The sequence below is a fragment of the Shewanella sp. MM_2022_3 genome, assembly GCF_022557375.1.
Taxonomy (GTDB): Bacteria; Pseudomonadota; Gammaproteobacteria; order Enterobacterales; family Shewanellaceae; genus Shewanella; species Shewanella xiamenensis.
In genome coordinates this window covers 19,410-43,065 of the sequence record NZ_JAKZGV010000038.1, presented here as the reverse complement: position 1 = coordinate 43,065, position 23,656 = coordinate 19,410, and the positions used below count along the sequence as shown (strand labels likewise).

Here is a 23,656-nt window from a genome sequence, read left to right as displayed (position 1 = left end):
GTCAGGCGAGTCACTGAAATGACTGTGCTTAATTGATTGCTGCGGACAGAGTTTGAAATTTGAGCATGCAATTAAGCATAAAAAAGCCCCGCTAGTGTTGACGGCATGGTCGCTCATTCACATCTGACCCATAGGGATATGGGAAATGTCACTATGATGCCGGGAGCATCATTGACCATGTGATCGCGGCATTCGCACATCCATACGCAGCATATGCCGTCATCGAGCCCTCAGGATGACTTATTTTTACCCCATAGTCAGGCGAGTCACTGAAATGACTGTGCTTAATTGATTGCTGCGGACAGAGTTTGAAATTTGAGCATGCAATTAAGCATAAAAAAGCCCCGCTAGTGTTAAACACTGCGAGGCTTTATTTATCTAGTGCGCTGCTAACTAATATAACAGCTGCACCACCCAACCTAATTAGCTATTTAGGTCTTGGAAGAACTTCTTCACGCCATCGAAAAAGCCTTCAGCCTTTGGGCTGTGCTTCTTTGATTCGCCGGTTAAGGTCGCTTCAAACTCACGCAGTAATTCTTTCTGACGCTCGTTGAGGTTAACTGGCGTTTCCATCACGACTTTGCAGAGCAAGTCGCCAACGGCATGGCTGCGAACCGATTTAACCCCTTTACCACGCAGACGGAACATACGGCCCGTTTGAGTTTCGGCTGGGATCTTCAAGCTGACTTTACCGTCCAGTGTTGGCACTTCAATCTCACCACCGAGCGCCGCTTTACTGAATGAAATCGGCACTTCGCAGTAGAGGTTGTTGCCATCGCGAACAAAGATGGCATGTTCACGCACACTGACCTGAACGTATAAATCGCCCGCTGGGGCGCCAAACTCGCCCGCTTCACCTTCACCCGCTAAACGAATACGGTCGCCAGTGTCGACACCTGCTGGGATCTTAACTGACAGTGTCTTCGTTTTTTCGACACGGCCATCGCCATGGCACTTAGTGCAAGGATCTTTAATGATCTTGCCGCGACCATGGCAGGTTGGACAAGGCTGTTGCACGGTAAAGAAACCTTGGCGCATTTGCACTTGGCCTTGACCATGACAGGTTGTACAGGTGGTCGCCGACGTGCCTTTTTTCGCACCGCTGCCGTCACACACATCACAGCTGGCTAAGGTTGGAATACGCAGTTCTTTGGTGAGGCCTTTTACGGCTTCTTCCAGTGATAACTCTAGGTTGTAACGTAAATCTGAGCCGCGGGCTGCTTGGCGTTGACCGCCACGACGTCCACCGCCGAAAATATCGCCAAAGACATCACCGAAAATATCACCGAAATCTCCCGCGCCGCCGTAGCCACCACCACCGCCGCGATTGGGATCCACACCCGCATGACCAAATTGGTCATAGGCCGCTTTTTTGTTAGCATCGGTAAGGATTTCGTAGGCTTCTTTGACTTCTTTGAAGCTCGCTTCGGCAGTTTTATCGCCAGGGTTGCGGTCGGGGTGAAACTTCATCGCCAAACGCTTGTAGGCTTTTTTAATTTCACGTTCGCTGGCGTCACGACCAACGCCTAATACTTCGTAATAATCTCGCTTTGACATAATCTCATGCTTCTCAGCTTAAGTTGAACGAACGGGCGTTAGGGTTTCCCCGTAACGCCCGCCTAGAAATTAACTATTTGAAATCAATCAATTTGATTGAAAGCAAATGTTATTTCTTGTCGTCTTTCACTTCTTCAAATTCAGCATCGACAACGTCATCGGCAGTCGCGTTAGACTGTTTAGCAGCACCTTCTTGTGCGCCACCTTGAGTTTGAGCTTTAGCCTGAGCGATTTCCATCAGCTTAGCAGACGCTTCAATCAGCGCTTGAGTCGCTTTTTCAATGGCTTCTTTGTCGTTGCCTTTTACAGCAGTTTCAACCGCGCTCATTGCCGCTTCAATCTTAGCTTTGTCTTCGCTTGGCAGTGCATCGCCCGCTTCTTCAACTTGTTTCTTAGTTGCGTGAACTAAGCCGTCAGCTTGGTTGCGAGATTGCACTAACTCTTCAAACTTCTTGTCTTCTTCAGCGTGGGCTTCAGCATCACGTACCATTTGCGCCACTTCTTCTTCGCTTAAGCCTGAAGAAGCTTTGATGGTGATGTTTTGTTTCTTACCGGTTTTCTTGTCGGTGGCAGAAACATGCAGAATACCGTCAGCGTCGATATCGAACATCACTTCGATTTGTGGCATGCCACGTGGTGCTGGCTCAATACCGTCTAAGTTAAATTGACCTAATGACTTGTTCGCGCTCGCTTGCTTACGCTCACCTTGCAGTACGTGAATGGTTACTGCACTTTGGTTGTCATCGGCTGTTGAGAACACTTGCTGTGCCTTAGTCGGAATAGTAGTGTTTTTCTCAATCAGCTTGGTCATTACGCTGCCCATGGTTTCGATACCCAGAGACAGTGGTGTTACGTCTAACAGCAGAACGTCTTTCACGTCGCCTGACAGTACGCCCGCTTGAATCGCAGCACCTACGGCTACGGCTTCGTCTGGGTTTACGTCTTTACGAGGTTCTTTACCGAAGAAGTTAGAAACCGCTTCTTGAACCTTAGGCATACGGGTTTGACCGCCCACTAAAATCACTTCGTTAATGTCTGATACTGATAAGTCAGCGTCAGCCAGTGCCACTTTTAATGGCTCTAAGGTACGAATGATTAAGTCTTCAACCAGTGACTCTAACTTAGCACGGGTGATTTTCACCACTAAGTGCTTAGGACCTGTTGCATCGGCAGTGATGTATGGCAGGTTCACTTCAGTTTGGTTGGTGCTTGAAAGCTCAATCTTCGCCTTTTCAGCCGCTTCTTTCAGACGTTGCATTGCTAATGGATCTTTACGCAGATCTAAGCCTTGCTCTTTCTTGAATTCGTCAGCTAAGTAGTTGATTAAACGGTTGTCAAAGTCTTCACCACCTAAGTGAGTGTCACCGTTAGTCGCTAATACTTCGAAGGTTTGGTCGCCGTCGTTGCTGTCGATTTCGATGATAGAGATATCGAATGTACCACCACCTAAGTCGTACACTGCAACGATGTTGTCGCCTTGCTTCTTGTCGATACCGTAGGCCAGAGCAGCAGCCGTTGGTTCGTTGATAATACGTTTAACTTCAAGACCTGCGATGCGGCCAGCATCTTTAGTGGCTTGACGTTGTGAATCGTTAAAGTATGCAGGAACGGTAATTACCGCTTCTGTCACTTCTTCACCTAAGAAGTCTTCTGCTGTTTTCTTCATCTTTTTCAAGATTTCAGCAGAAACTTGTGGTGGAGCCATTTTGTTGCCACGTGATTCAACCCAAGCATCACCGTTGTCGGCTTGGATGATTTTGAATGGCATGATGTTCACGTCACGTTGAACTTCGTCATCTTTAAAGCGACGACCGATCAAACGCTTGATCGCGAAGAATGTGTTATTTGGGTTTGTTACAGCTTGGCGTTTTGCTGGCTGGCCCACAATAGTCTCATCGTCGGTGTAGGCGATGATAGACGGGGTTGTGCGATCGCCTTCAGCATTTTCTAATACGCGTGCTTTGCCACCATCGAGGACAGCTACACAAGAGTTTGTTGTGCCTAAGTCGATACCAATAATTTTACCCATGAGGTCCTCCGAAAAATTTCTGTCAAACTAAATTAATAAGTTGGTTTTGATATGGGGCCGGACGCATTTTTTTCAAGTCCACGGTGCCTATTAACTATCATCACCGCTGGCCACTTTCTTTGCCTTAACACCTATATTGGGACAGGGAATTTAATTACAAGGGCCATACAAAAAATTTTCTGATTTATCTTTTCGAAAAACTCAGCTGTATAAAATATTCAAAACGGTAAAATCCGCTTGCATATCAACAATAGCTGTTATTCAATCTGCGCACATTGAGTGGCGGTTTAAGTGCATAAGGTAAGAGTGTGAAATCTTCAAATTTGGCGTATGTGTACGGCATGGGTGCGGTATTCCTCTGGTCGACGGTGGCAACCGCCTTTAAAATTGCCCTTGGATTTTACACACCACTACAACTGGTATTTGTGGCGGTACTCACCTCTATCGTCGCTCTAGGCGCCATTCTCGCTTGGCAAAAAAAGCTACCGCTACTTAAAGCGCAGCTGTTGCGTCGCCCGACTTTTTATCTGATCACTGGGCTGATTAATCCCTTTCTTTATTATGTGGTGCTGTTTAAAGCCTATTCACTATTACCCGCCCAGCAGGCACTGTCACTTAATTACACGTGGGCGGTATTGCTACCGCTGTTAGCTGCGCCACTGCTAAAACAACATTTGCGTAAGAGCGATATGATTGCGGCACTGATTGCCTACTCTGGGGTATTTATTATTGCCACCGGCGGCGATATCAGCGGTTTTCGCTTCGATAGCCCCCTTGGCATTGGGCTGGCGCTGACTAGCACCCTGCTCTGGTGCCTATATTGGATTGTGAACACCAAAGATCAAGGCGACCCCGTCGTCAGCCTACTGTTGAGCTTTTTAATCGGTTTACCCTTTATTACCATCACGCTGTTACTTACCGATACGCTCCCTAGCTTTAGCATTAAAGCCGTAATGGCGGGGATGTATGTCGGCTTATTTGAAATGGGGATTACCTTTGTACTCTGGTTAATGGCGCTTAAAACTGCGACTCGTACCGCCAATATCAGCACCTTAGTATTTTTATCGCCGGTGATGTCCATTGGTTTTATTGCTTGGATTTTGCAAGAAACCATCGCCACCGCAACCTACATTGGCCTAGGCTTTATTTTAAGCGGCATGATGTTGCAGCAATTATTCCCGCGCTATCTGGAGCGCAAAACCAAACTCAATACCAAACTTGCGGACTAAGCAACGGATAAGGTGCCTTACTCGGGTATAGATAATTTATGCCCGAGCTAACATTTTAAACGCCAATAAAGAGCTACTATGGCGGACTTTTATTGCCCCAGAAATTGACGCAAGGAGTAAAGCATGACACCTGCCGTACAAATGGCAAAGAAAGCCAAAATCCCCTTTGAAATCTTAGAATACAGCCACGACCCACACTGCGCCGCCTACGGCGAAGAAGCCGCCAATGTGTTAGGCCTCGCTCCCGCGCAGGTATTTAAAACCTTACTGGTCGCGATCGATAAAGCTCATCCGCCGCTTGCAGTTGCGCTCGTTCCAGTTGATCATCAACTCAATTTAAAAGCCGTAGCCAAATGTTTAGGCCAGAAAAAACTGCAAATGGCCGATGCGGATTTAGCGCAAAAGTCTTCCGGCTATTTGGTTGGAGGGATCAGCCCGTTAGCGCAAAAGAAGCAACTGCCAACGCTGATTGATGAAAGTGCGAAGCAATTTGACAAAATCTATGTCAGTGCTGGTCGCCGTGGGCTTGAGATATGTCTCGCTGCAAATGACTTAGCGAAGTTGTGCCGCGGATCATTTGCCGATATTAAAACCCTATAACTTAAACTCGGTCTAGAAAATTCTTTTACACGCTATCCATAAAATCATTGAAAAGCCCCCCTTAACCGTCTATAAATTAAACAATCGGTTAAGTGACTAAGGATAGTCATATGGAAAAATCAACCCATTGGAATCAAGAAGATGGCATAACCCCTATCGGTTGGGTTGCCATGCTGGTGTGTATCGCCCTTTTTATCTACGAGCATTTTTGGGGGAATGGTTTTACCACCATGGTTGTGATGCTCTATTGCAGTTTTTTACTTCCGTCGGTATTACTGACTCGCAAAGTGCAAGAGAAGTATTTTCTCTATACCTTGGAATATATCCGGCCCTTTCGAAAATTCACCACAGTGATGTCAATCGCTTTTGTATGTTTATGGCTGATTGCCACCTATACCCCACTTATCCACTAAGATAAAGATTTACCACTAAAAAGCCGCTTTCAGCGGCTTTTTAGTGTACCAATCAGGCTATGAACGACTCGTATAATCGCCCCACGCTAACCACTTATAGGTGGTTAGCGCCTCAAGCCCCATTGGACCACGGGCATGGAGCTTTTGCGTACTTACAGCCACCTCGGCACCTAGGCCAAATTGGCCGCCATCGGTAAAGCGGGTACTGGCATTTACATACACAGCGGCCGAATTAACCTCATTCATAAAATACGTTGCAGCATGGATATCATCGGTCAGAATCGCCTCAGAGTGCCCACTGGAATAGGTACGGATATGGGCAATTGCTGCATCAATATCACTCACCACTTTAATGCCTAAGGTCAAAGATAACCATTCGGTCGCAAAGCTTTGCTCCGTTGCCGGGGAAATATCAAACCCCAACCCATCGAGCAGTGTATAGCTTTGTTCGCACACCGAAAAACGCACACCTAAACGATGTAAGTATTCGGCAATTTGTGGCACAAAGCGCTCGGCAACAGCGTTATCCACCAGCAAGGTATCCAGAGCGTTGCATACCGTTGGGCGCTGCACTTTTGCGTTGGCAATCACCTCAAGAGCCCGCTCAAGATCGGCATGTTTATCGACATACAGATGGCAGATCCCAATGCCACCTAAAATCACCGGAATTGTAGCTTGCTCGGCACAAAGGCGCTGTAAGGCTTGCCCGCCACGGGGAACAATCATATCGACATATTGGTCGAGCTTGAGTAGCCCTGTGACTAAGGCCCTATCGGAAGAATCAATCAATTGCACCGCATCGACAGGCAGCCCTTGGCTTGCAATCGCTCCACGGATCACTTCACTAATCAGTTTGTTGGATTCGAGGGTCTCTTTTCCGCCACGTAAAATCACCGCATTACCGGTTTTAAGTGCCAACACCGCAATATCGACCGTCACATTCGGCCGTGCCTCATAGATAACCCCAATCACCCCAAGCGGTACGCGGCGGCGCGTGAGCCTTAAGCCATTGTCCAACACTCGGCTACCGAACTCTTCGCCAACGGGATCGGCAAGGCGAACCACATCACTGATGTCACCGATAATCCCCGCCAGGCGCGACTCGGTTAGTAATAGACGGTCGATCATCGCATCACTCAAGCCATCAGCCTTTGCGGCTACAACGTCTTTGGCGTTCGCCGCAAGAATAGCCTGAGTGTTCTGCGTCAGGGCCTCGGCAATCGCCTCGAGTAAATCCGCTTTCTGTGCGGCGCTAAGATTTGCTAAGGCATAGCTGGCTTGCTTAGCTTGACTACCCAGTTGTTGTAAATATTGCGCTTGATTAGTTTGACTCAAAACAGACCTCGCTTATAAGACGACCATGTCGTTGCGGTGCACTATTGCGTCACCATAATCGTAACCGAGTACAGACTCGATTTCGTCGGAATGTTTACCTGCAATTAACCCTAAGGCCTCACCACAGTAACGGGTTATGCCTCTGGCAATGATTTTGCCTTTTTGGTCAACCAATTGCAGGGTTGCCCCCCGTTCAAATTCCCCTTTAACGCCAATAATGCCCTTCGATAACAGGCTGCGACCTTTTTCGGTCACGGCTTTAACGGCGCCCGCATCGAGCACCAGTGAACCTTGGGCGGCGGGTCCCGCTAAAATCCACTGTTTACGGCTCTCTAACGGATTTTCGATCGCACTAAAATGGGTGCCAATGGATTCTTTAGCGACCACCTTTTTAATCACATCAGGATGATGGCCCGAGGCAATGACCACTTCAATCCCCGCACGACGAGCGATATCGGCCGCTTCGAGCTTAGTCGACATCCCCCCGGTGCCTAACCCCGAGACCGAACCACCCGCTAACAGGCGCAAACTGTCATCAATTTTCTCAACCTGCGAAATCAGTTTGGCATTGGGATTGGTGCGTGGATCGGCATCGAATAAGCCCTTTTGATCCGTCAACAAAATCAACAGATCAGCATCACACAGCAATGCTGCGCGCGCTGACAAGTTGTCGTTGTCACCCACTTTGATTTCGTTAGTTGCAACCGCATCATTTTCATTGATGATGGGGATAATATTGTGTGCCAGCAAGGCATTAAGCGTATCGCGGGCATTCAAATAGCGCTCTCTATCGTGTAGGTCTGCACGGGTCAGCAGCAATTGCCCCACATGCAAACCGTAGATGCTAAAGAGTTGCGCCCAAGCAAGAATAAGCTGACTCTGCCCGACAGCGGCTAATAACTGTTTGTTAGCCATAGTGTCGGGCAATACCGGGTATTGGAGATGTTCGCGTCCTGCGGCAATTGCCCCAGAAGTACATAATACGACTTCGACCCCTGATCTCATCAGTGCGGCCATTTGACGAGCAAGCTCAACCATATGAGCTTTATCTAGCTGTTTACTGCCAGAAGTCAGCACACTCGTCCCCAACTTCACCACCACGCGGCGATACGCTATCTCACTTAAGTTCATTATTCATTTGTAGAAAATAACCGGACAATCCTTATACCTAATCCGCTAGATAATTGGTAGTCAGAGGGCTGGATGCGGGTAGAAATTTTCAATTCTGCTTGGGATCGCGCATTAAAAAGGGCCATCGATTAGATGACCCTCAAAAAATATCCCTTAAACGGCAACTCGTTCTAAGTATCAGCCGTAAATAAATTTCGCAATAAACATCGCAGCGAGCACCAGCACACCGATATTTAAATCGCTAAACCGACCCGTTAACAGCTTGATGGCCGCATAGGAAATAATCCCCAGTGCAATCCCTGTCGCAATCGAGAAGGTCAGCGGCATCAGGATACACACTACGACTACTGGCGCAGCCTCAGTTAAGTCTTCCCATTCAACGTGAACCAACCCTGACATCATCAGAATAGCCACATAGAACAGCGTACCTGCCGTGGCATAGGCGGGGATCATCCCTGCTAAAGGCGATAAAAATAATGCCAAGATAAACAGCAAACCAACCACGACCGCCGTTAAGCCAGTTCGACCGCCCGCACTCACCCCAGCGGTACTTTCGATATAACTGGTGGTGGTAGAAGTCCCCAAAGCTGCTCCCGCAATCGTCGCTAAACTGTCAGCGGTTAAGGCACGATTTAATCGAGGTAAACGGCCTTTTTCATCGAGAAAACCACCACGCTGAGCAACCGCAACTAAGGTGCCTGAAGTATCAAATAAATCCACAAATAAGAAGGCAAACACCACTGAGAGCATCGTTACTTCAAACACTTGGGATAAATCCATCGCCATAAACGTGGGCGCAATTGAAGGCGGCATAGAGACGATGCCGTTGTAATGTACATCGCCAAATACCAATCCAAGCCCAGTAATGATCAGGATACTTAAAATCACCGCTGACTTCATGCCACGCTGCACCATAGCGATAATGAGGAAGAAGCCTAATACAGCCATCACCGCCGGAAACGCAGTAATATCGCCCATGGTCACTAATGTTGCAGGGCTTGCCACCACAATACCTGCACTCTTAAGGCCGATCAGCGCTAAGAACAGACCAATACCCGCAGCAATACCAATACGCAGCGACATAGGAATACTGTTAACAATCCACTCGCGAATACGCACTAAAGATAGGATCAGAAAGCAGATCCCCGATAAGAAAACCGCACCGAGTGCCGTTTCCCAGCTGTAGCCCATCTCACCCACCACGGTGTAGGTAAAAAAGGCATTGAGTCCCATACCTGGGGCGAGCGCGATAGGATAATTCGCCATCAGCCCCATCACGATACAACCTACGGCCGCAGCTAGACAGGTAGCCACAAACACGGCGCCATGATCCATACCCGCATCGGCTAACATCATGGGATTCACAAAAATGATGTAGGCCATCGTCATAAATGTTGTCAAACCTGCTATCGCTTCCTGCTTGAGGCTCGTTTGATTTTGTTTCAGTTTGAACAGCTTTTCTAACATGGAACTGGGTTCCTTTTATTTTTAAGTAGGTAGGGTCTAAAAATGTAAACACTATGTAGCGGTGTTTTTCGCAGGGGATTATAGGGAGTTTGTGCTGGTCAGGCCAGAAAATTGATGGAGATTTTATTGATAGAAATCGCTAAACAGAACAAAAAACCACCGCACTTAATTTACATTAAAGTTCACTGTAAATAGGGGTTAGCATACCAGTCTTAATCTAGGAAAATTCAAACGTCGTTCAGGATTAACAGCGTATTGTTTTTAAAGCGAAATAATCACAAAACAGTACAATGGTTTTCCCATACAGGCATATTAGGCTGCATCTGCGCAGCCAATGGGATTTAAGTCGATAGCAAAAAGCCGGCGCCCTTAAGGGCACCGGCTTTTTGAGTTCAACGGGGAAAATGCTTAAAAGCGATAGTTAAAGCTGACGGTAAAGTTACGTGGAGCACCGTAGTGATACACACTGTATGCTAGGCCAGACGCTGACATATAGGCATAATATTTCTCATCCAGCAGATTCTCTACGTTAACCTGTAGATCCATATTCTCAGCCAGATCGTAGCGCGCCATCAGATTCACTAGGGAGTAAGCATCCTGCTTAATTGCCACATCACTGACATCTGAGTAACTGTCACTTTGCCAATTCACTCCACCACCTATGGTTAACTCAGGCAATAAGCCCACAAATTGATAGGTGGTAAACAGTTTAAATTGCTTCTGCGGACTGGTAGTTGCGACTCGCTTACCCTCTGCATCTTCGGCATTAAATTGCGAGTAACCCGCAGAGATATTCCAGCCATCGGCAGGCTCACCCACCACTTCTAGCTCAAAACCCTTACTCTTTGTGCCTTGTGCGGCCTCATAGTAATTCACGGGTTTACCACCGATATAAATCGTTCCGGCTAAGGTTGCCAAGTTATCTTGGTCAATTTGGAACACGGCTACAGTGGTATGTAGACGATCGTCAAGATAAGCACTCTTCAGACCTAATTCGTAGGCTTTGCCCTCTAATGGATCGAGGTAATTTTGATCGGCATCGAAATTATTCTGCGGATTAAAAATCCCGGTATAACTGGCGTAAATACGATGCGCGTCATTGATATCGTACAAGGCGCCAACATAGGGCACAAACACGCCATCATCGCCAAAGTTAGTATCGGTACCATAGCTCACGCCTTCACGGTTCCAGCTTGAAATACGTCCACCGGCAATCAGTTTAAAATCATCGGTAATGGTCAGGCGGGTCGCCGCATAAAAGCCTTTTTGCTCGGTATCCATATTGAGCTGACGGTTCGCGTTGCTCGACCATTCAGGCTCAGCAAACTGATTTTGTTGCCATTCGTAGAAGTTATCGACCACTTGTGAGTCCCAACCCGTCATATTGTCACGGATAGGCTCATAGGTATCAGCGTAGGATTTTTGCTTACTATACAAAGCCCCCGTCACAAACTCATGGGTTTGACCAAAGAGGTCATAGTCGCCTTTAAGCTGCACATCAAAGTTATTCGAGTTACTTTCACCATGGCTGTGATAACGCTGACCACTAAGCCCCGCCCCCGTGTCTTTATCGAGTAAACCCGACATGTAAATCATCTTAGTGGTGGTTTCATATTCCATGCGGTTGTAGTTAGCCACCAATTGCCAGCCATTGCTAAAGTAATGATTTAGGTTAGCAAAGTAGTTAATGTTTTTAGTTTCCCAGCGGCTCCAATCGGCGGCTGTAGTGGTCGATGTATCCCAATCTGTGGCAGAACCATCGCTAAAGACGGCGGGCAACGCGCCCCACATCGCCCCCTTCGGATCGTTGTGGTTATAGCTACCACCGACACGCAGTAAAGTGTTGGCGGTGATATCGCTATCGACAACACCATAGAGAATGGTTTTACGGTCTTGATATAGATCTTGATAGGAATCGCTATTCACATACTTAGCGACCAAACGGCCACGCACACTGCCGTCGTCATTCAAACCATTAGACACATCCGCGGTGACTTGTTTTTTATCCCAACTTCCAGTGGCGACATCCACATAACCTTTAAGATCAGAACTGTCAGCATGCTTACGCACTAAGTTAATCGAGGCAGAAGGATCGCCAGCGCCGGTTAATAATCCGGTAGCGCCACGCACAACTTCAACACGCTCATAGATAGACACATCCGATACCGTTTCGCCAGCATCACCGCCTAAACTCCAAGATAAAGGCACTCCATCAATTTGATAGTTTTGCACGGTAAAACCGCGGGCCGAAAAACCGTTACGCACATTATCGGTTTTTGAAGATGATAAGCCCACAGTGTTATTCACCACGTCGACCACAGTATTTAATGCCTGATCTTCAATCCGATCTGCCGTCATGATGCTGACCGACTGAGGCGTTTCTCGTAATGTGAGTCCTAGACCTGTCGCGGTATCAATATTGCGACTCACAGTGTATTTACCCATCACTGTGATTTTTTCGATATTTTGATCTTGTGCCTCTGTTTTAGAAGAGGTTTGTTCTTCGGCCATCAATGCCAAAGGATTCAAGGCTAGTGTGACCGCAGCCGCCAGAGGAAGTAGATTAAAACGCATAGTCGTTCAGCAAGTTTCGTCAAGGTGCGCATACGGTAACACCATTGAGAACGATTTGCATTTGTATTTTATGTGACAAATGTAACAAATTCATCATTCTTAAGTCGTACAAAAAGATGAATAGATTAATGACAAGGTTTTATGTTTTAAAAACAACTAATTAAATTAACTATTGCGAAGAGTAGTCATCGCAAGATGGCCGCAAAAAATTTTACGTTTATGGGAAGGAATGAGAGGCATTGCGTCATAACGACAGAAAAAAGCTAAAAAAAAGCCTGCTCAATGAGCAGGCAAGACATGTTTCAAGCGTCCCTTTCGGGGAAGTACATTACCGCGCTAGCGGGAAAAACCTGGCATACCCATGCAAAAACACCGATATGCTACTTGAGTCTAAACACGCCCAAAAAGGCGATACAAAGGTTGATGGATGATGGAAACTAGATTTAAAGGGATAGTTAGCCCTTAAAGCTCATAGCGAATAAACCGCCACGCAAAACATCAGTGTTAAACCAAGTATTTTGCCAATAAAAATGGTTGTTGCCTGTATAAGACATAGTCAATTACTCCTAAGTAAAGTTGAGATTAAGTACTCTAGTAAAGCTTGGCTCGGTTCCTTGGAACTAGAGATTCTCAAATCCGTTGAGACGACTTGTCACTCGGGTCCTTGGAGAAGGGTATCCATCCTGGATAGACTAGAGGGGAAAGGCTTAATGCCCTGTCCACGAAAACTATTATATGTTTTCGTAGTTTTATTACAAGCTTTTTTTGTATTTATTTTGATTAAGGCTTTTTAATGTAATTAAATTACACAAACCATCAAAAATATTGGCGACCTGCATCACATAAAAACAGAAATAACCCTGTAACCACCTAATAAATAAGATATTACAAAATTATTTCTATTTGTTACGTTATTTCGTTAACGATTGATCAGATATTGATACAAACTAACCAAGGGGCTGGCAGTGGGTTTACCGTAGAGCGGATCGCCCTCAGTTGCACTGCCAGCAATATCTAAGTGTGTATAAGCTAAAGGAATAGCGGCATTAACACCGTGTTCAAATAGACCTGACGCCTTAAGTAGAAAGGCTGCAGGATATTGATGCCCGCGGGCAGTTACTGAAGACGGCGCATTGTTTGAAGATAAAATATCAGCCGCCCCAGACACTTCGCGGATCTTGGCAAAATCCTCACGGCGTAATGTGGAAACCTCAAAGGGTTCGCCCCAGTGGCTCGCTTGTGACGCAAGTGTCTGCGCGCACAGTGCACCACTGGCGACCGCATTTTCAACTGCTGCGGGATAATTACCATAGCAGCGCACCACATGTCCCGTGAGCGTCGCAACCGAAAACAGCTCAGGCTTAACAGCCGTTACCGCTTTAATACGCAGATGACTGAGCAAATCAGCCAGCACTAAACGACCTTCAGCGTCGGTATTACCAATGCGTACCCGCACGCCCCCATGGCTGGTGATAATTTCGTCGGTGACAAACGCTTCGCTGCCAATGCTATTACGCACTAAACCCAGTTCGGCAATTACGCGGATCCCTTCAGGCTTGAGCATAGACAAGGTTTTAAATAACCCAGCCACAGCAGAGGCGCCGCCTTTATCGCGGCTCATGCCGGCCATTGCGCCACCGACTTTCAGATCGGCGCCGCCCGTATCGTAGACCACGCCTTTGCCAGCAAATAAGAAGGTACGAGTAATCTCACCTTCGGGCAGATATTCGAGTTTCACCACCCGCGGTTGATGACGGCCAACCGCAAAGGAAGAGCGCGCCACCGCACTTAATAGTGGATAATCTCGCTCGAGAATATCCCTATCTTCCACCACTGCAGTTTTAATAACGCTGCCTTTAAAGGCTTGCAAACAATATTCAGCAAAGGCCTTCGCCGACATACGCTCAGGTTCAGTGCCACATAAATCCCGCGCTAATACGCGGCCTGCTTCTAATGCGTTGAGCAATTGACTCTTTTCAGATGATAACGACAATAAACCTATCGCTTCAAAGGCCGGCGTTAAGCCTGTCGCCTCACGTAACTCTAAGGTTTGCCATAATTCTTGACCACAGGCCAACGCCGCGACTTCGGTCGCAAAACCAAACTTAGGGGTTGCTGAAGGAACAACATAAAGCAGCGGACGCTTAGCACCCGCGTCTTTGGCAATAGCAATCGCAACTCTTGCCGCATCGCCATAAATACGCACATCGGCATAATCATCAGTCACTTGAGTGATGGGCGCTATGATTAAACGGCCACCGGCTAAACCCGGTGCAAATAGTAACGTCGGGCTCTTACCAACCCGCTTATCGACCTTAGCACCGTGCTCGGCCAACAAACTGATCTCATCAATTCCGATAGAAACGAGATCCGGTGTGACCACCACAACCGCATCCCAACCTTCGCCATCAAAAATGGCATTTTCTGCTTGTACATCAATAAAGTTAACTTGAAACATGACCCATCCTTTTTCATTATTGTGCCAGCATTATTCCCGCTATAACGCTTAATTACCAATCAAAAAATCGCTTTGACACTATCGAAAATACAGAGGGTGGCAACTTTCGCTGCCACAAACGCACACGGAGTTATCGAGATGATTAATCGCCCGAGCAGAATGTGTTAGGATTAGCGCAAATTTGCCCCATACCCACAAGACCTGATGAGGGACCTTCTGTGACAGCGCTAAGTCAGTTATACCCACAGCCTTTATGGCAATGGTTCGAACAAATCTGTGCGATTCCCCACCCTTCCAAACATGAACAAGCACTCAGCCAACACATCCAAGCCTGGGCTAAGAGCAAACAACTCGATGTAGTAGAAGATGCCGTCGGCAATTTAATCATTCGCAAACCCGCAACTGCGGGAATGGAAGATCGTAAAGTCGTTGTGATCCAAGCCCATATCGATATGGTGCCGCAAAAAAATGCCGACAAAGTGCATGACTTTACCAAAGATCCTATCGAAGCCTATGTTGACGGTGACTGGGTAAAAGCCAAAGGCACAACCTTAGGCGCCGACAATGGCATTGGTATGGCATCGGCCTTAGCGATTTTAGGCTCAGATGACATCAAGCACGGTCCACTCGAAGTACTGCTCACCATTGACGAAGAAGCCGGTATGACAGGCGCCTTTGGCCTGCAAGCAGGTATGCTTGATGCCGAGATCCTGATCAACACCGACTCAGAGCAAGAAGGTGAGATCTACATGGGCTGCGCTGGCGGTGTCGATGCTCAGATCACTTTGCCTATGGTATGGCAAGCGTCGGAGCAAAGTTATGCATCATTTAGCCTGCATTTATCGGGCTTAAAAGGTGGTCACTCTGGGGTCAACATCCATTTGGGTCGTGGCAACGCCAACAAGATTTTGGCGCGCTTCCTGTTCGAAAATGCCGATGAATTAGCCCTAGAGTTAACCCAATTTACCGGTGGTTCACTGCGTAATGCTATCCCACGCGAAGCCAATATCAGCTTTATGTTACCTGCTGAAAATGTCGATGCACTGAATGAAAAAGTGCGTGCTTTTGAAGCCTTAGTCCGCGCCGAACTGGCCATTGCCGACCCAGATATGCGCTTAGTATTGAGCGAAATCCCAACGCCAAAACGCGTGATGAGCGAAAACAGCCAAAATACCCTTATCGACTTATTGCATGTTTGCCCTAACGGGGTAATGCGCATGAGTGATGAAGTAACTGGCGTAACCGAAACCTCACTCAACGTTGGTGTGATCAGCACTAACGATGAAGAAGTCAGCATTCTTTGCTTAATTCGCTCGCTCATCGATTCTGGCCGTAGCCAAGTTGAAGGCATGCTTACTGCGTTAACCAACTTAGCGGGTGCAGATATTGAACTCAGCGGCGCTTACCCGGGTTGGAAGCCAGACAATACTTCGCCGGTGATGGCAATTGTGCGTGAGACCTATGAGTCAATCTACAATAAAGAACCGGTTATTATGGTGATCCACGCGGGCCTTGAATGTGGTCTGTTTAAAAAGCCCTATCCAGAAATGGACATGGTGTCGATTGGCCCGACCATCCGTTATCCGCACGGCCCAGATGAAATGGTCAATATCGCCACCGTTGGTCAGTACTGGGATCTACTATTAGCCGTGCTAGAGCGCATTCCCGCTAAGGCCTAAGTAAACTCTCCTCAGACTCAACCGCGCATAGTATGCGCGGTTTTTTTATTGTTTTTTCAGATAGAAATAAGGTGTTAATTCCCATCAACAATTTTGATTCTCTACTATAGTTGTTTAGCAACCCCATAAAACTAGTGGCATTTAGCTACATCTTTATAAACTTGCTAGCTTAAGGAAAGAGATCATGAAACTAGGAAAAATTGTTTCTGCCGCCCTATTAGTTTTCATCAGTCACATGAGTTTTGCCGAAGAAGTGCCGCAAGAAGTCATAGATTTAACAAACACCTTAATGCCATTAGGAAGAGAGCCTGTACTTGTTACAGCAGTAAAAGCACAAAATGCTCAGGGAAAAAGTTTAGATTCCATCAAAGAACTCGACCAAAAGTGGATAGCCACTGAAGGTATCGATCCCTTTATGTCATCATTGATGAGTAATGATGCAGCCAAATTCTTAACAACCTTCGAAGCAAGTAAGCCTTATTACCAAGAAATTTTCCTAATGGATAATCAAGGGGCTAACGTCGCTATGACAGCTAAAACCTCTGACTATTGGCAGGGTGATGAAGATAAGTGGCAAAAATCCTTCGCAAATGGAAAAGGGGACAAACATATTGGCCCCGTTAAATTTGATACCAGCTCACAAGCCTATTTAGTGCAAATATCTATCCCTGTTATGGATGGTGACACTGCCATTGGCGCAATAACGATAGGGATTAACCTTGATGAATTTGGCAAGTAAGTACTAACGGCAACATTGATTTTAATACGCTACTCATCCTAGCTGATCTCAAGGAAATCATATATGCGTTGGTATAAGGATCTATCAATAAACCAAAAACTTATCTACCCGAGTCTACTACTTGCTGGGGTCGTTATTTTTGCATCTTTCACAGGGATTGTGGGCCTAAAAGCACTAAAACAAAGTGCAGATAAACTGGCATTAGAATATTTACCTAGCCAATCCCTGCTGCTACAAGCGGATAAAGAGTTATACCAAGCGCAAGTGGCAGAAAGAAGTCTAATGTTTGTTAATGTTGGAACAGACTCCTACAACCAACTTTTGAAGCAACACAACCAAAGTATTGAGCTAGTCAACCAACACTTAACACATTTTGCCAAGGTAACAACAAGCCAGCAGGCTCTAAATCAACTCACAGAGTTAACCCAAACCTTTAATGAATGGCAAAAAATAACCAATGAAATTAGTAATCAACGCACTAACAATGGCCGAAATGGTCGCACCACAGCAATAGATTTAAGCTTTGGTCAAGGTGCAACCCTCTTTGATAAGCTCCATGTACATATCAGTCATCTGACCGATGAGCTAAATAGCCATACAAAGGGTGCCGTAGAACAAGTTGAAGCTGATGCCCTAGAAGGACAAAAACTACAACTTGTCGCCCTTGCAATCAGCATTATTATTTGCGCCATCTATGTCATAGCATTACCTAAATTAATTAGTCGGCCACTCGCTGTTTTATTGGCGAAAATTCATGATATTACCGATGGTGATGGAGACTTAAGAGCAAGGATTAACTTAACCTCCAAGGATGAGCTTGGAGACTTAGCCCGTGCCTTTAATCATTTCCTGGACAATCTGCATAGTATTATTTCGCAGTTTAAAGACTCGACCGCCAGGCTTACGCTATCAGCACAAGGGCTTGCCCACGCCAGCGAAATGGCCAAGCAAACCTTAAGGACACAGGAAGAAACGACTCGGAAAGTGGCTGATGCAAGCGACCATATTGCAGCCTCTGTGCAAGAGGTTTCAAGCAGCGCTAACCATGCAGCAGAGGCGGCTAAACAGGCTGACAACTTTACCGCCACAGGCCAAGAAAAAGTACAAAACACCATAGCTGTTATCCGACAACTCGCCCAAGATGTTAGCCAAGCAGAAAACCAAATTAACAAGCTAGAGCTCGAAGGGCAGCACATAGGAAAAGTACTTGAAGTGATTCAAGCTATCGCCGAACAAACCAATTTACTTGCCCTAAATGCTGCTATTGAAGCCGCTCGTGCAGGAGAACAAGGCCGAGGTTTTGCCGTCGTGGCCGATGAAGTGCGCTCTCTCGCCTCCAAAACCCATCAATCAACGGAGGAAATAAAACTGATGATAGCGAATGTCCAAAATGGCACTCAAAGTGCCGTTGCAGCTATCAATATCGGTAATCAAAAAGCGATTGCTAGTGTGGAAGCCGCCAGCAATGCTGGAGAAGCTTTGGCTCATATTGCGGAAATGGTGAGCGAAATCAGCGAAATGAATAATCAAATCGCGCTTGCCGCGAAAGCACAGTCAATAATGGAAAACGAAAGCCATCACAATATTCAGCATATTGCAGAGCAATCAGAAGAGAGTCGACATACAACAGACGAAATCCATGCTGCAAGTATCCAACTTTCAACCATGGCCAATGAACTAACAGCCTTAGTCAGCCGCTTTAAGTTATAGCGATTGATAACGTGTAAGGGATGAGATTGATTAAATTGATAACGCGAGTTGGGTTTGCAATGGATCAACCTTCGCAATCGGTGATTTATCAGTAAGTCCCACAGCCACGCCGAGTAGCCGAATCCCCCTCCCTTCTTGCCTTGTCATTGCCTGGGATAATAATTCGTAAAACATCATCACAGACACATCATTACTGCGATGTTCAATGGTTGTTTGTTTAAAGTCACTGAATTTAAGCTTCACCACCTGCTTATGGATTTGTCGATCCTTGGCACTACGACTTAGGCGAGTTGATAACTCTTGTATTAATCCAGGCATCACTTGCTGGCACTGCTCGAGGGTATAAATATCCTGCGCCAACGTAGTTTCAACGCCGACAGATTTACGCTCGCGACTCACTGATAACCCACGCTCATCAATCCCATGGGATCTTTCAATTAATACGGCACCAAATTTGCCAAAACGAGTAATAAGGTCTTGTTTTGGATAAGTTTGTATATCTCCGCAAGTATTTAACCCCAAAGAGGAAAGTTTTTCTGCGGTGACTTTCCCCACACCGGGGATCTTGCGTAGGGATAAGGTTTTAATGAACTCAGGAACCTTGTCGGGCGAAATAACATACAAACCATTAGGTTTATTTAAGTCAGAGGCCACCTTGGCGAGGAATTTAACAGGAGCAACGCCAGCCGAAGCAGTAAGCCCTGTTTCGGCCAAAATATCATGGCGAATCGCTTCAGCAATCAGAGTTGCAGAGCCCTTAAACAGCTTGCAATCGCTAACATCTAAGTAGGCTTCATCGAGGGAGAGGGGTTCAATCAATTCAGTGTATCGAGAGAAGATAGCGCGAATTTGTTGCGATATATCCTTATAGACCTGCATTCGACCGGGGACAAGAATTAAGTCTGGGCACAGTTTAAGCGCATAAGCCGTTGCCATAGCGGAGCGCACACCAAATCGGCGCGCTTCGTAATTACAGGTGCTGATAACCCCTCGCCGCTCACGGCTCCCACCAACGGCTAACGGTTTACCACGGTATTCGGGAAAGTCTCGCATTTCCACCGCAGCAAAGTAGCAATCCATATCAACATGAATGATTTTTCGCACTAAAGGTTCCTCCAACACCCAAAATACTGTATATAAAAACAGTGATCAAGTATCTAGGACATATTTACGCAGTCGCGAAGTTCACCTATCGACTCAAGCATCCTTATCCAAGTATAACATTCCCAAAAAAACCAAAGGAGCGCTAAGGCTCCTTTGGTTTTAAAACAACAGCATTTAAATTTTAAATTGACCAATATTACGTGTCAGTTCTCGAGTTGCTTGCTCAAATCCTTGTAGACTTTGGGAGAGATCTTGGCTTGACAATAGGGATTGATCGGATAAACCACGCACGCTCACCACGTTTTGCGCCACTTCATCGGCAACCACTGCCTGCTGGCCTATCGCCACAGTAATTTCCACCGTTTGCTGCTGGATAGACGTAATCGCACTGGCGATGTCGCTGAGGGCTTGCTCGACTTGCGTGGTTAAGTCTTGCCCTACTCTTGCCTGCTCAACCCCTGATTCCATCACTTGTTCAGCCTGAAGCGCACTTTGTTGCAGAGTTTGGATAATGCCTTGAATATTGGCGGTAGAATCTTGGGTACGCAAAGCCAGCGTGCGCACTTCGTCAGCAACAACGGCGAAGCCTCGACCTTGATCACCCGCCCGCGCCGCCTCGATGGCCGCGTTCAATGCCAGCAAGTTAGTTTGGTCGGCAATATTGCGGATCACGCTCAAGACTTCACCAATTTGCTCTGAGCTGCTTCGTAGCCGCTTAATCACATTAGCCGCTTCGATGACTTGAACCGATAATGCCTTCATCCCTTCGGTCGCACGGGACACAATTTGCGTACCGTCAAGGGCCTGAGTCTGTGCCTTTTCGGCAAAATCATTTGCACGTTGAGCACTTATCGCCATTTCTTGGCTCGTCTGCGCCATTTGAGTTGCTGCCGTCGCGACAGAATCGATTTGTTGTTTTTGCGATGACACCGACGAGACAGCTAAATCACACACTTGGCGCGCATCCATCACTCCAGTGCCGACCTCTTGGGTTAAGCTACGGGTATGCAGCAACATTTGCTGAACCTTTTCAGCAAAACGATTGAAAGCATCACCCAGTTTACCTAGCTCATCTTCCCGTTCCATTAAAATGCGTTGGGATAAGTCACTGTCACCCTCGGCAATGTCTTCCATCGCATCGAGTAACTTGCTGAGCTGGCGTCTAAAGGGTAATAACATCAACCAAACAGTAATCCCCACTAACAGCATGATCCCTAATGCAACAAAACAGGCATTCCAAAAGGCTTTGGTAACAGGCGCTTCAATTACTTCATGGGGCAACATAAAGGCTAAATGCCACTTTTGCTTAGGATAATCCCCGCCTACAGTCACAAAGGTCACTCGCTGTGATACGCCATTAAAAGTAACTTCGGCAAACCCCTGAGGCTCGCGCTGCATTTGTTGCATTAATGCTGTAAAACCGGAGGTATCTTTAAATTGGCTATCAATTTGATTGGCAAGTGAGCCGGGAGGGAATTTATCCGAGAATCCTGGGAAATACACAAGCTTACCTTCATCCGTCATCAGGAAGGCTTGGCCATAGTTGCGGTATTTAATCGGTGCTAATAGGTTTTTACCAATGGTATCGATCAGAATATCCATACCACCAATGCCAATAAGTTCGCCATTAGCACTATAGACTGGGGTTTTAACCGTTGCAGAAATAGAACCATCGTTGGCATCGACCGCAGGATCGCCCACAAACAGGCCATGTTGATCAATCGCCTCCTGCCACCAAGGACGCTTATTGGTGTAATAATCAGGATCGCCATCGAAACGGCCATTAAGGTCAAAATACTCAAAGGTGTTTGCCGAACCAAAGAATACTGATTTCACATCGCTATCACGGTCGGAAAACGAGCGAAAATAACGAATAATATCTTGATATTGCTGATCCTGCGCCAGATTACTGCCTCGGGCATGATACTGACTAAACCAGTTGATAAGCCCAGGCTCGGCAAATACCGAGTGGATTACTTGCCCCTTGGCAACAAAGTAACCACTGATCTCATTGGCTTTTAAGGCTACAAGTGCCGAAATGTCGGCATCCACCTGCTTACGTGTATTATTACTTTCTTTATTCACGAGCAAAGCGGCAACTAAAGTAAGTAGTACAGCGAGGGCACCGACGATAGTTACCACTAACTGCAAACTTAGAGAACGTTTTATATATCTCATTCATCTTCCCGTCTGGTTAACCAACCACTTAACATAAAAGCCTGCAAAAACAGCTTCACACGGTAACAATTTTTACCCGCCAACAACAGCCAAAATGATGAGAAAAAACGTAAACAAGTATTTGTAAAGAATAGACATTAATGACATAACAGGAATCGCTAAACAATCCACCTCAAACAGAACATCTCATTACTACAGCTAATTTTTACAGAGTGTTAGACTAAATACTCAAAATCCCAAAACAAAGGCCAGTCATAAAATGACTGGCCTTTGTGCTTGAGCCGCGCAATCGGATATTGTTACATCTTAGTTTGCAGATAATTCGCTAAACCAATGCGGTCAATTAAACCGAGCTGTTTCTCTAACCAATACATATGGTCAGATTCGGTATCATCGAGTAGCACTTCTAAGATCTCACGGGTTTGATAATCTTTTTTCTGCTCACACAACGCAATGACTTTACGTAAATCATCGGCCACCTTGTATTCATAGGCGAGATCGTTACGCAGCATCTCTTCGACAGTCGAGCCAATGTTGAGCGCTTCCCTTGCAGCCACATTGGGCACACCTTCGAGGAATAAGATACGCTGCACCAGTTTTGCGGCATGGGCTTTCTCATCATCCGACTCATGGGCAATACGCTCATAAAGTTCGTTGAGTCCCCAATCTTCGTACATATGAGCATGGACAAAATACTGATCCATCGCCGATAACTCTCCGGTTAGGAGTCGATTTAACGCATCGATGACGTCTTTATCACCTTTCATATTCAGCTCCTATGACTCACTAATTTGCGATTGAAGATAGTTTTGAATGCCTGTTAAGCTAATCAGCTCCTGCTGTGACTCGAGCCAATCTAAATGCTCTTCTTCATCTTCAAGAATATCTTCGAGCAGATCGCGACTGACATAATCCTGCTCAACTTCGCAGAGTGTAATGGCATCCCGCAACAGCGAGAGTTGTTCCTGCACCATGGCTAAATCGCAATCGAGCATCTCTTGAGTGTGCTCGCCAATACGCAGTTTTTCGAGCTGTTGTAGATTCGGTAATCCCTCTAAAAATAATACCCGCTCAATAAGCTTATCGGCGTGTTTCATATCTTGGATGGATTTCTTGTATTCGACGTGGTTTAGCTTCTCCAGCCCCCAATGCTTGAACATTCTGGCGTGGAGAAAATATTGATTAATGGCCGTTAACTCACAGGTAAGCACCCGATTGAGTTGTCCCACCACTTTTGGATGACCTTTCATAAGTTACGATCCTTGATATGAGTGAAAGATTGATCTAAATCAAGCTTCTAGCCTAGTACAGTTTTCAAGCTAACTCAAATTTTCTTTATTTTTCACAAACTTAAAGATAAAAAGCATTCTCATTATCGCTTAGATTAGCCTGCTATCCTCCTCATAAATCAAGGATTAATTTTAACGATGCTAAATTTGAGGCAAAAAAATAG

The 23,656-nt window shown here is 46.3% G+C and carries 17 protein-coding genes; 6 read left to right on the top strand and 11 right to left on the bottom strand.

What is annotated here, in order from left to right; translation table 11 throughout:
• Positions 1-423: 423 nt before the first annotated feature.
• The gene (gene dnaJ / locus MMG82_RS16245; RefSeq protein WP_047533953.1) at positions 424-1,557 is read right to left on the bottom strand and encodes a molecular chaperone DnaJ; all 1,134 of its coding nucleotides are present in this window, start codon (positions 1,555-1,557) and stop codon (positions 424-426) included.
• 109 nt (positions 1,558-1,666) lie between these two features.
• Positions 1,667-3,586 carry a molecular chaperone DnaK gene (dnaK, locus tag MMG82_RS16240; protein ID WP_047533951.1) on the bottom strand — a complete coding sequence of 640 codons (1,920 nt, stop codon included), beginning with the start codon at positions 3,584-3,586 and terminating at the stop codon, positions 1,667-1,669.
• Positions 3,587-3,894: 308 nt separating this feature from the next.
• Between dnaK and MMG82_RS16235 the strand changes: the two genes are divergently transcribed.
• The 3 genes from MMG82_RS16235 (at position 3,895) to MMG82_RS16225 (ending at position 5,828) form a co-directional block, all read left to right on the top strand.
• Positions 3,895-4,815 (top strand): DMT family transporter, encoded by a 921-nt coding sequence (locus MMG82_RS16235; RefSeq protein ID WP_047533950.1) that lies wholly within the window; start codon positions 3,895-3,897, stop codon positions 4,813-4,815.
• 123 nt (positions 4,816-4,938) lie between these two features.
• The gene (gene ybaK, locus MMG82_RS16230; protein WP_047533948.1) at positions 4,939-5,415 is read left to right on the top strand and encodes a Cys-tRNA(Pro) deacylase; all 477 of its coding nucleotides are present in this window, start codon (positions 4,939-4,941) and stop codon (positions 5,413-5,415) included.
• Between the two features lie 110 nt (positions 5,416-5,525).
• Positions 5,526-5,828, top strand: a complete 303-nt coding sequence (locus MMG82_RS16225; RefSeq protein ID WP_037414983.1) for a hypothetical protein — start codon at positions 5,526-5,528, stop codon at positions 5,826-5,828.
• Between the two features lie 57 nt (positions 5,829-5,885).
• On the opposite strand, the gene MMG82_RS16220 is transcribed toward MMG82_RS16225, so the two are convergent.
• From MMG82_RS16220 to MMG82_RS16200, 5 genes are all read right to left on the bottom strand, one after another.
• On the bottom strand, positions 5,886-7,163 hold the full coding sequence (locus tag MMG82_RS16220) for a glutamate-5-semialdehyde dehydrogenase (protein ID WP_047533946.1): 1,278 nt from the start codon (positions 7,161-7,163) through the stop codon (positions 5,886-5,888).
• Between the two features lie 12 nt (positions 7,164-7,175).
• The gene (gene proB / locus MMG82_RS16215; protein WP_037414989.1) at positions 7,176-8,294 is read right to left on the bottom strand and encodes a glutamate 5-kinase; all 1,119 of its coding nucleotides are present in this window, start codon (positions 8,292-8,294) and stop codon (positions 7,176-7,178) included.
• Between the two features lie 177 nt (positions 8,295-8,471).
• A complete protein-coding gene (locus tag MMG82_RS16210; protein WP_037414991.1) occupies positions 8,472-9,761 on the bottom strand; it encodes an NCS2 family permease in 1,290 nt (429 codons plus the stop codon).
• A gap of 408 nt (positions 9,762-10,169) precedes the next feature.
• Positions 10,170-12,335: a TonB-dependent siderophore receptor gene (locus MMG82_RS16205; RefSeq protein ID WP_047533944.1), complete on the bottom strand. Its 2,166-nt coding sequence runs from the start codon at positions 12,333-12,335 to the stop codon at positions 10,170-10,172.
• Positions 12,336-13,254: 919 nt separating this feature from the next.
• Positions 13,255-14,793 (bottom strand): leucyl aminopeptidase family protein, encoded by a 1,539-nt coding sequence (locus MMG82_RS16200; RefSeq protein ID WP_047533942.1) that lies wholly within the window; start codon positions 14,791-14,793, stop codon positions 13,255-13,257.
• A 218-nt stretch (positions 14,794-15,011) separates the two neighbouring features.
• On the opposite strand from MMG82_RS16200, the gene MMG82_RS16195 reads away from it, so the two are divergent.
• The 3 genes from MMG82_RS16195 to MMG82_RS16185 all read left to right on the top strand — a co-directional run bounded on the left by MMG82_RS16195 (position 15,012) and on the right by MMG82_RS16185 (position 18,921).
• Positions 15,012-16,472, top strand: coding sequence for an aminoacyl-histidine dipeptidase (locus tag MMG82_RS16195; protein ID WP_047533941.1), 1,461 nt, complete (start codon positions 15,012-15,014; stop codon positions 16,470-16,472).
• A gap of 184 nt (positions 16,473-16,656) precedes the next feature.
• A complete protein-coding gene (locus MMG82_RS16190; protein ID WP_047533938.1) occupies positions 16,657-17,211 on the top strand; it encodes a cache domain-containing protein in 555 nt (184 codons plus the stop codon).
• A gap of 63 nt (positions 17,212-17,274) precedes the next feature.
• Complete coding sequence (locus MMG82_RS16185) at positions 17,275-18,921, top strand: methyl-accepting chemotaxis protein (RefSeq protein ID WP_047533935.1); 1,647 nt, start codon at positions 17,275-17,277, stop codon at positions 18,919-18,921.
• Positions 18,922-18,951: 30 nt separating this feature from the next.
• Here the strand turns inward: MMG82_RS16185 and dinB are convergent, their stop codons facing one another.
• From dinB to bfr (MMG82_RS16165), 4 genes are all read right to left on the bottom strand, one after another.
• Positions 18,952-20,025, bottom strand: coding sequence for a DNA polymerase IV (gene dinB, locus MMG82_RS16180; protein WP_047533933.1), 1,074 nt, complete (start codon positions 20,023-20,025; stop codon positions 18,952-18,954).
• Between the two features lie 174 nt (positions 20,026-20,199).
• Positions 20,200-22,203 (bottom strand): methyl-accepting chemotaxis protein, encoded by a 2,004-nt coding sequence (locus MMG82_RS16175; RefSeq protein ID WP_047533930.1) that lies wholly within the window; start codon positions 22,201-22,203, stop codon positions 20,200-20,202.
• 299 nt (positions 22,204-22,502) lie between these two features.
• Positions 22,503-22,970 carry a bacterioferritin gene (gene bfr / locus MMG82_RS16170; protein ID WP_047533927.1) on the bottom strand — a complete coding sequence of 156 codons (468 nt, stop codon included), beginning with the start codon at positions 22,968-22,970 and terminating at the stop codon, positions 22,503-22,505.
• 9 nt (positions 22,971-22,979) lie between these two features.
• Positions 22,980-23,453, bottom strand: a complete 474-nt coding sequence (gene bfr / locus MMG82_RS16165) for a bacterioferritin (RefSeq protein ID WP_037415005.1) — start codon at positions 23,451-23,453, stop codon at positions 22,980-22,982.
• Between the last annotated feature and the right edge of the window lie 203 nt (positions 23,454-23,656).

Excerpts from the sequence above, each read along its gene's own strand:
- MMG82_RS16185 (WP_047533935.1), top strand. The coding sequence starts at position 17,275 with ATGCGTTGGTATAAGGATCTATCAATAAACCAAAAACTTATCTACCCG.
- ybaK (WP_047533948.1), top strand. The coding sequence starts at position 4,939 with ATGACACCTGCCGTACAAATGGCAAAGAAAGCCAAAATCCCCTTTGAA.
- MMG82_RS16210 (WP_037414991.1), bottom strand. The coding sequence starts at position 9,761 with ATGTTAGAAAAGCTGTTCAAACTGAAACAAAATCAAACGAGCCTCAAG.
- bfr (WP_037415005.1), bottom strand. The coding sequence starts at position 23,453 with ATGAAAGGTCATCCAAAAGTGGTGGGACAACTCAATCGGGTGCTTACC.
- MMG82_RS16190 (WP_047533938.1), top strand. The coding sequence starts at position 16,657 with ATGAAACTAGGAAAAATTGTTTCTGCCGCCCTATTAGTTTTCATCAGT.
- MMG82_RS16225 (WP_037414983.1), top strand. The coding sequence starts at position 5,526 with ATGGAAAAATCAACCCATTGGAATCAAGAAGATGGCATAACCCCTATC.
- MMG82_RS16200 (WP_047533942.1), bottom strand. The coding sequence starts at position 14,793 with ATGTTTCAAGTTAACTTTATTGATGTACAAGCAGAAAATGCCATTTTT.
- proB (WP_037414989.1), bottom strand. The coding sequence starts at position 8,294 with ATGAACTTAAGTGAGATAGCGTATCGCCGCGTGGTGGTGAAGTTGGGG.
- MMG82_RS16175 (WP_047533930.1), bottom strand. The coding sequence starts at position 22,203 with ATGAGATATATAAAACGTTCTCTAAGTTTGCAGTTAGTGGTAACTATC.
- bfr (WP_047533927.1), bottom strand. The coding sequence starts at position 22,970 with ATGAAAGGTGATAAAGACGTCATCGATGCGTTAAATCGACTCCTAACC.
- dnaJ (WP_047533953.1), bottom strand. The coding sequence starts at position 1,557 with ATGTCAAAGCGAGATTATTACGAAGTATTAGGCGTTGGTCGTGACGCC.
- dnaK (WP_047533951.1), bottom strand. The coding sequence starts at position 3,586 with ATGGGTAAAATTATTGGTATCGACTTAGGCACAACAAACTCTTGTGTA.
- MMG82_RS16205 (WP_047533944.1), bottom strand. The coding sequence starts at position 12,335 with ATGCGTTTTAATCTACTTCCTCTGGCGGCTGCGGTCACACTAGCCTTG.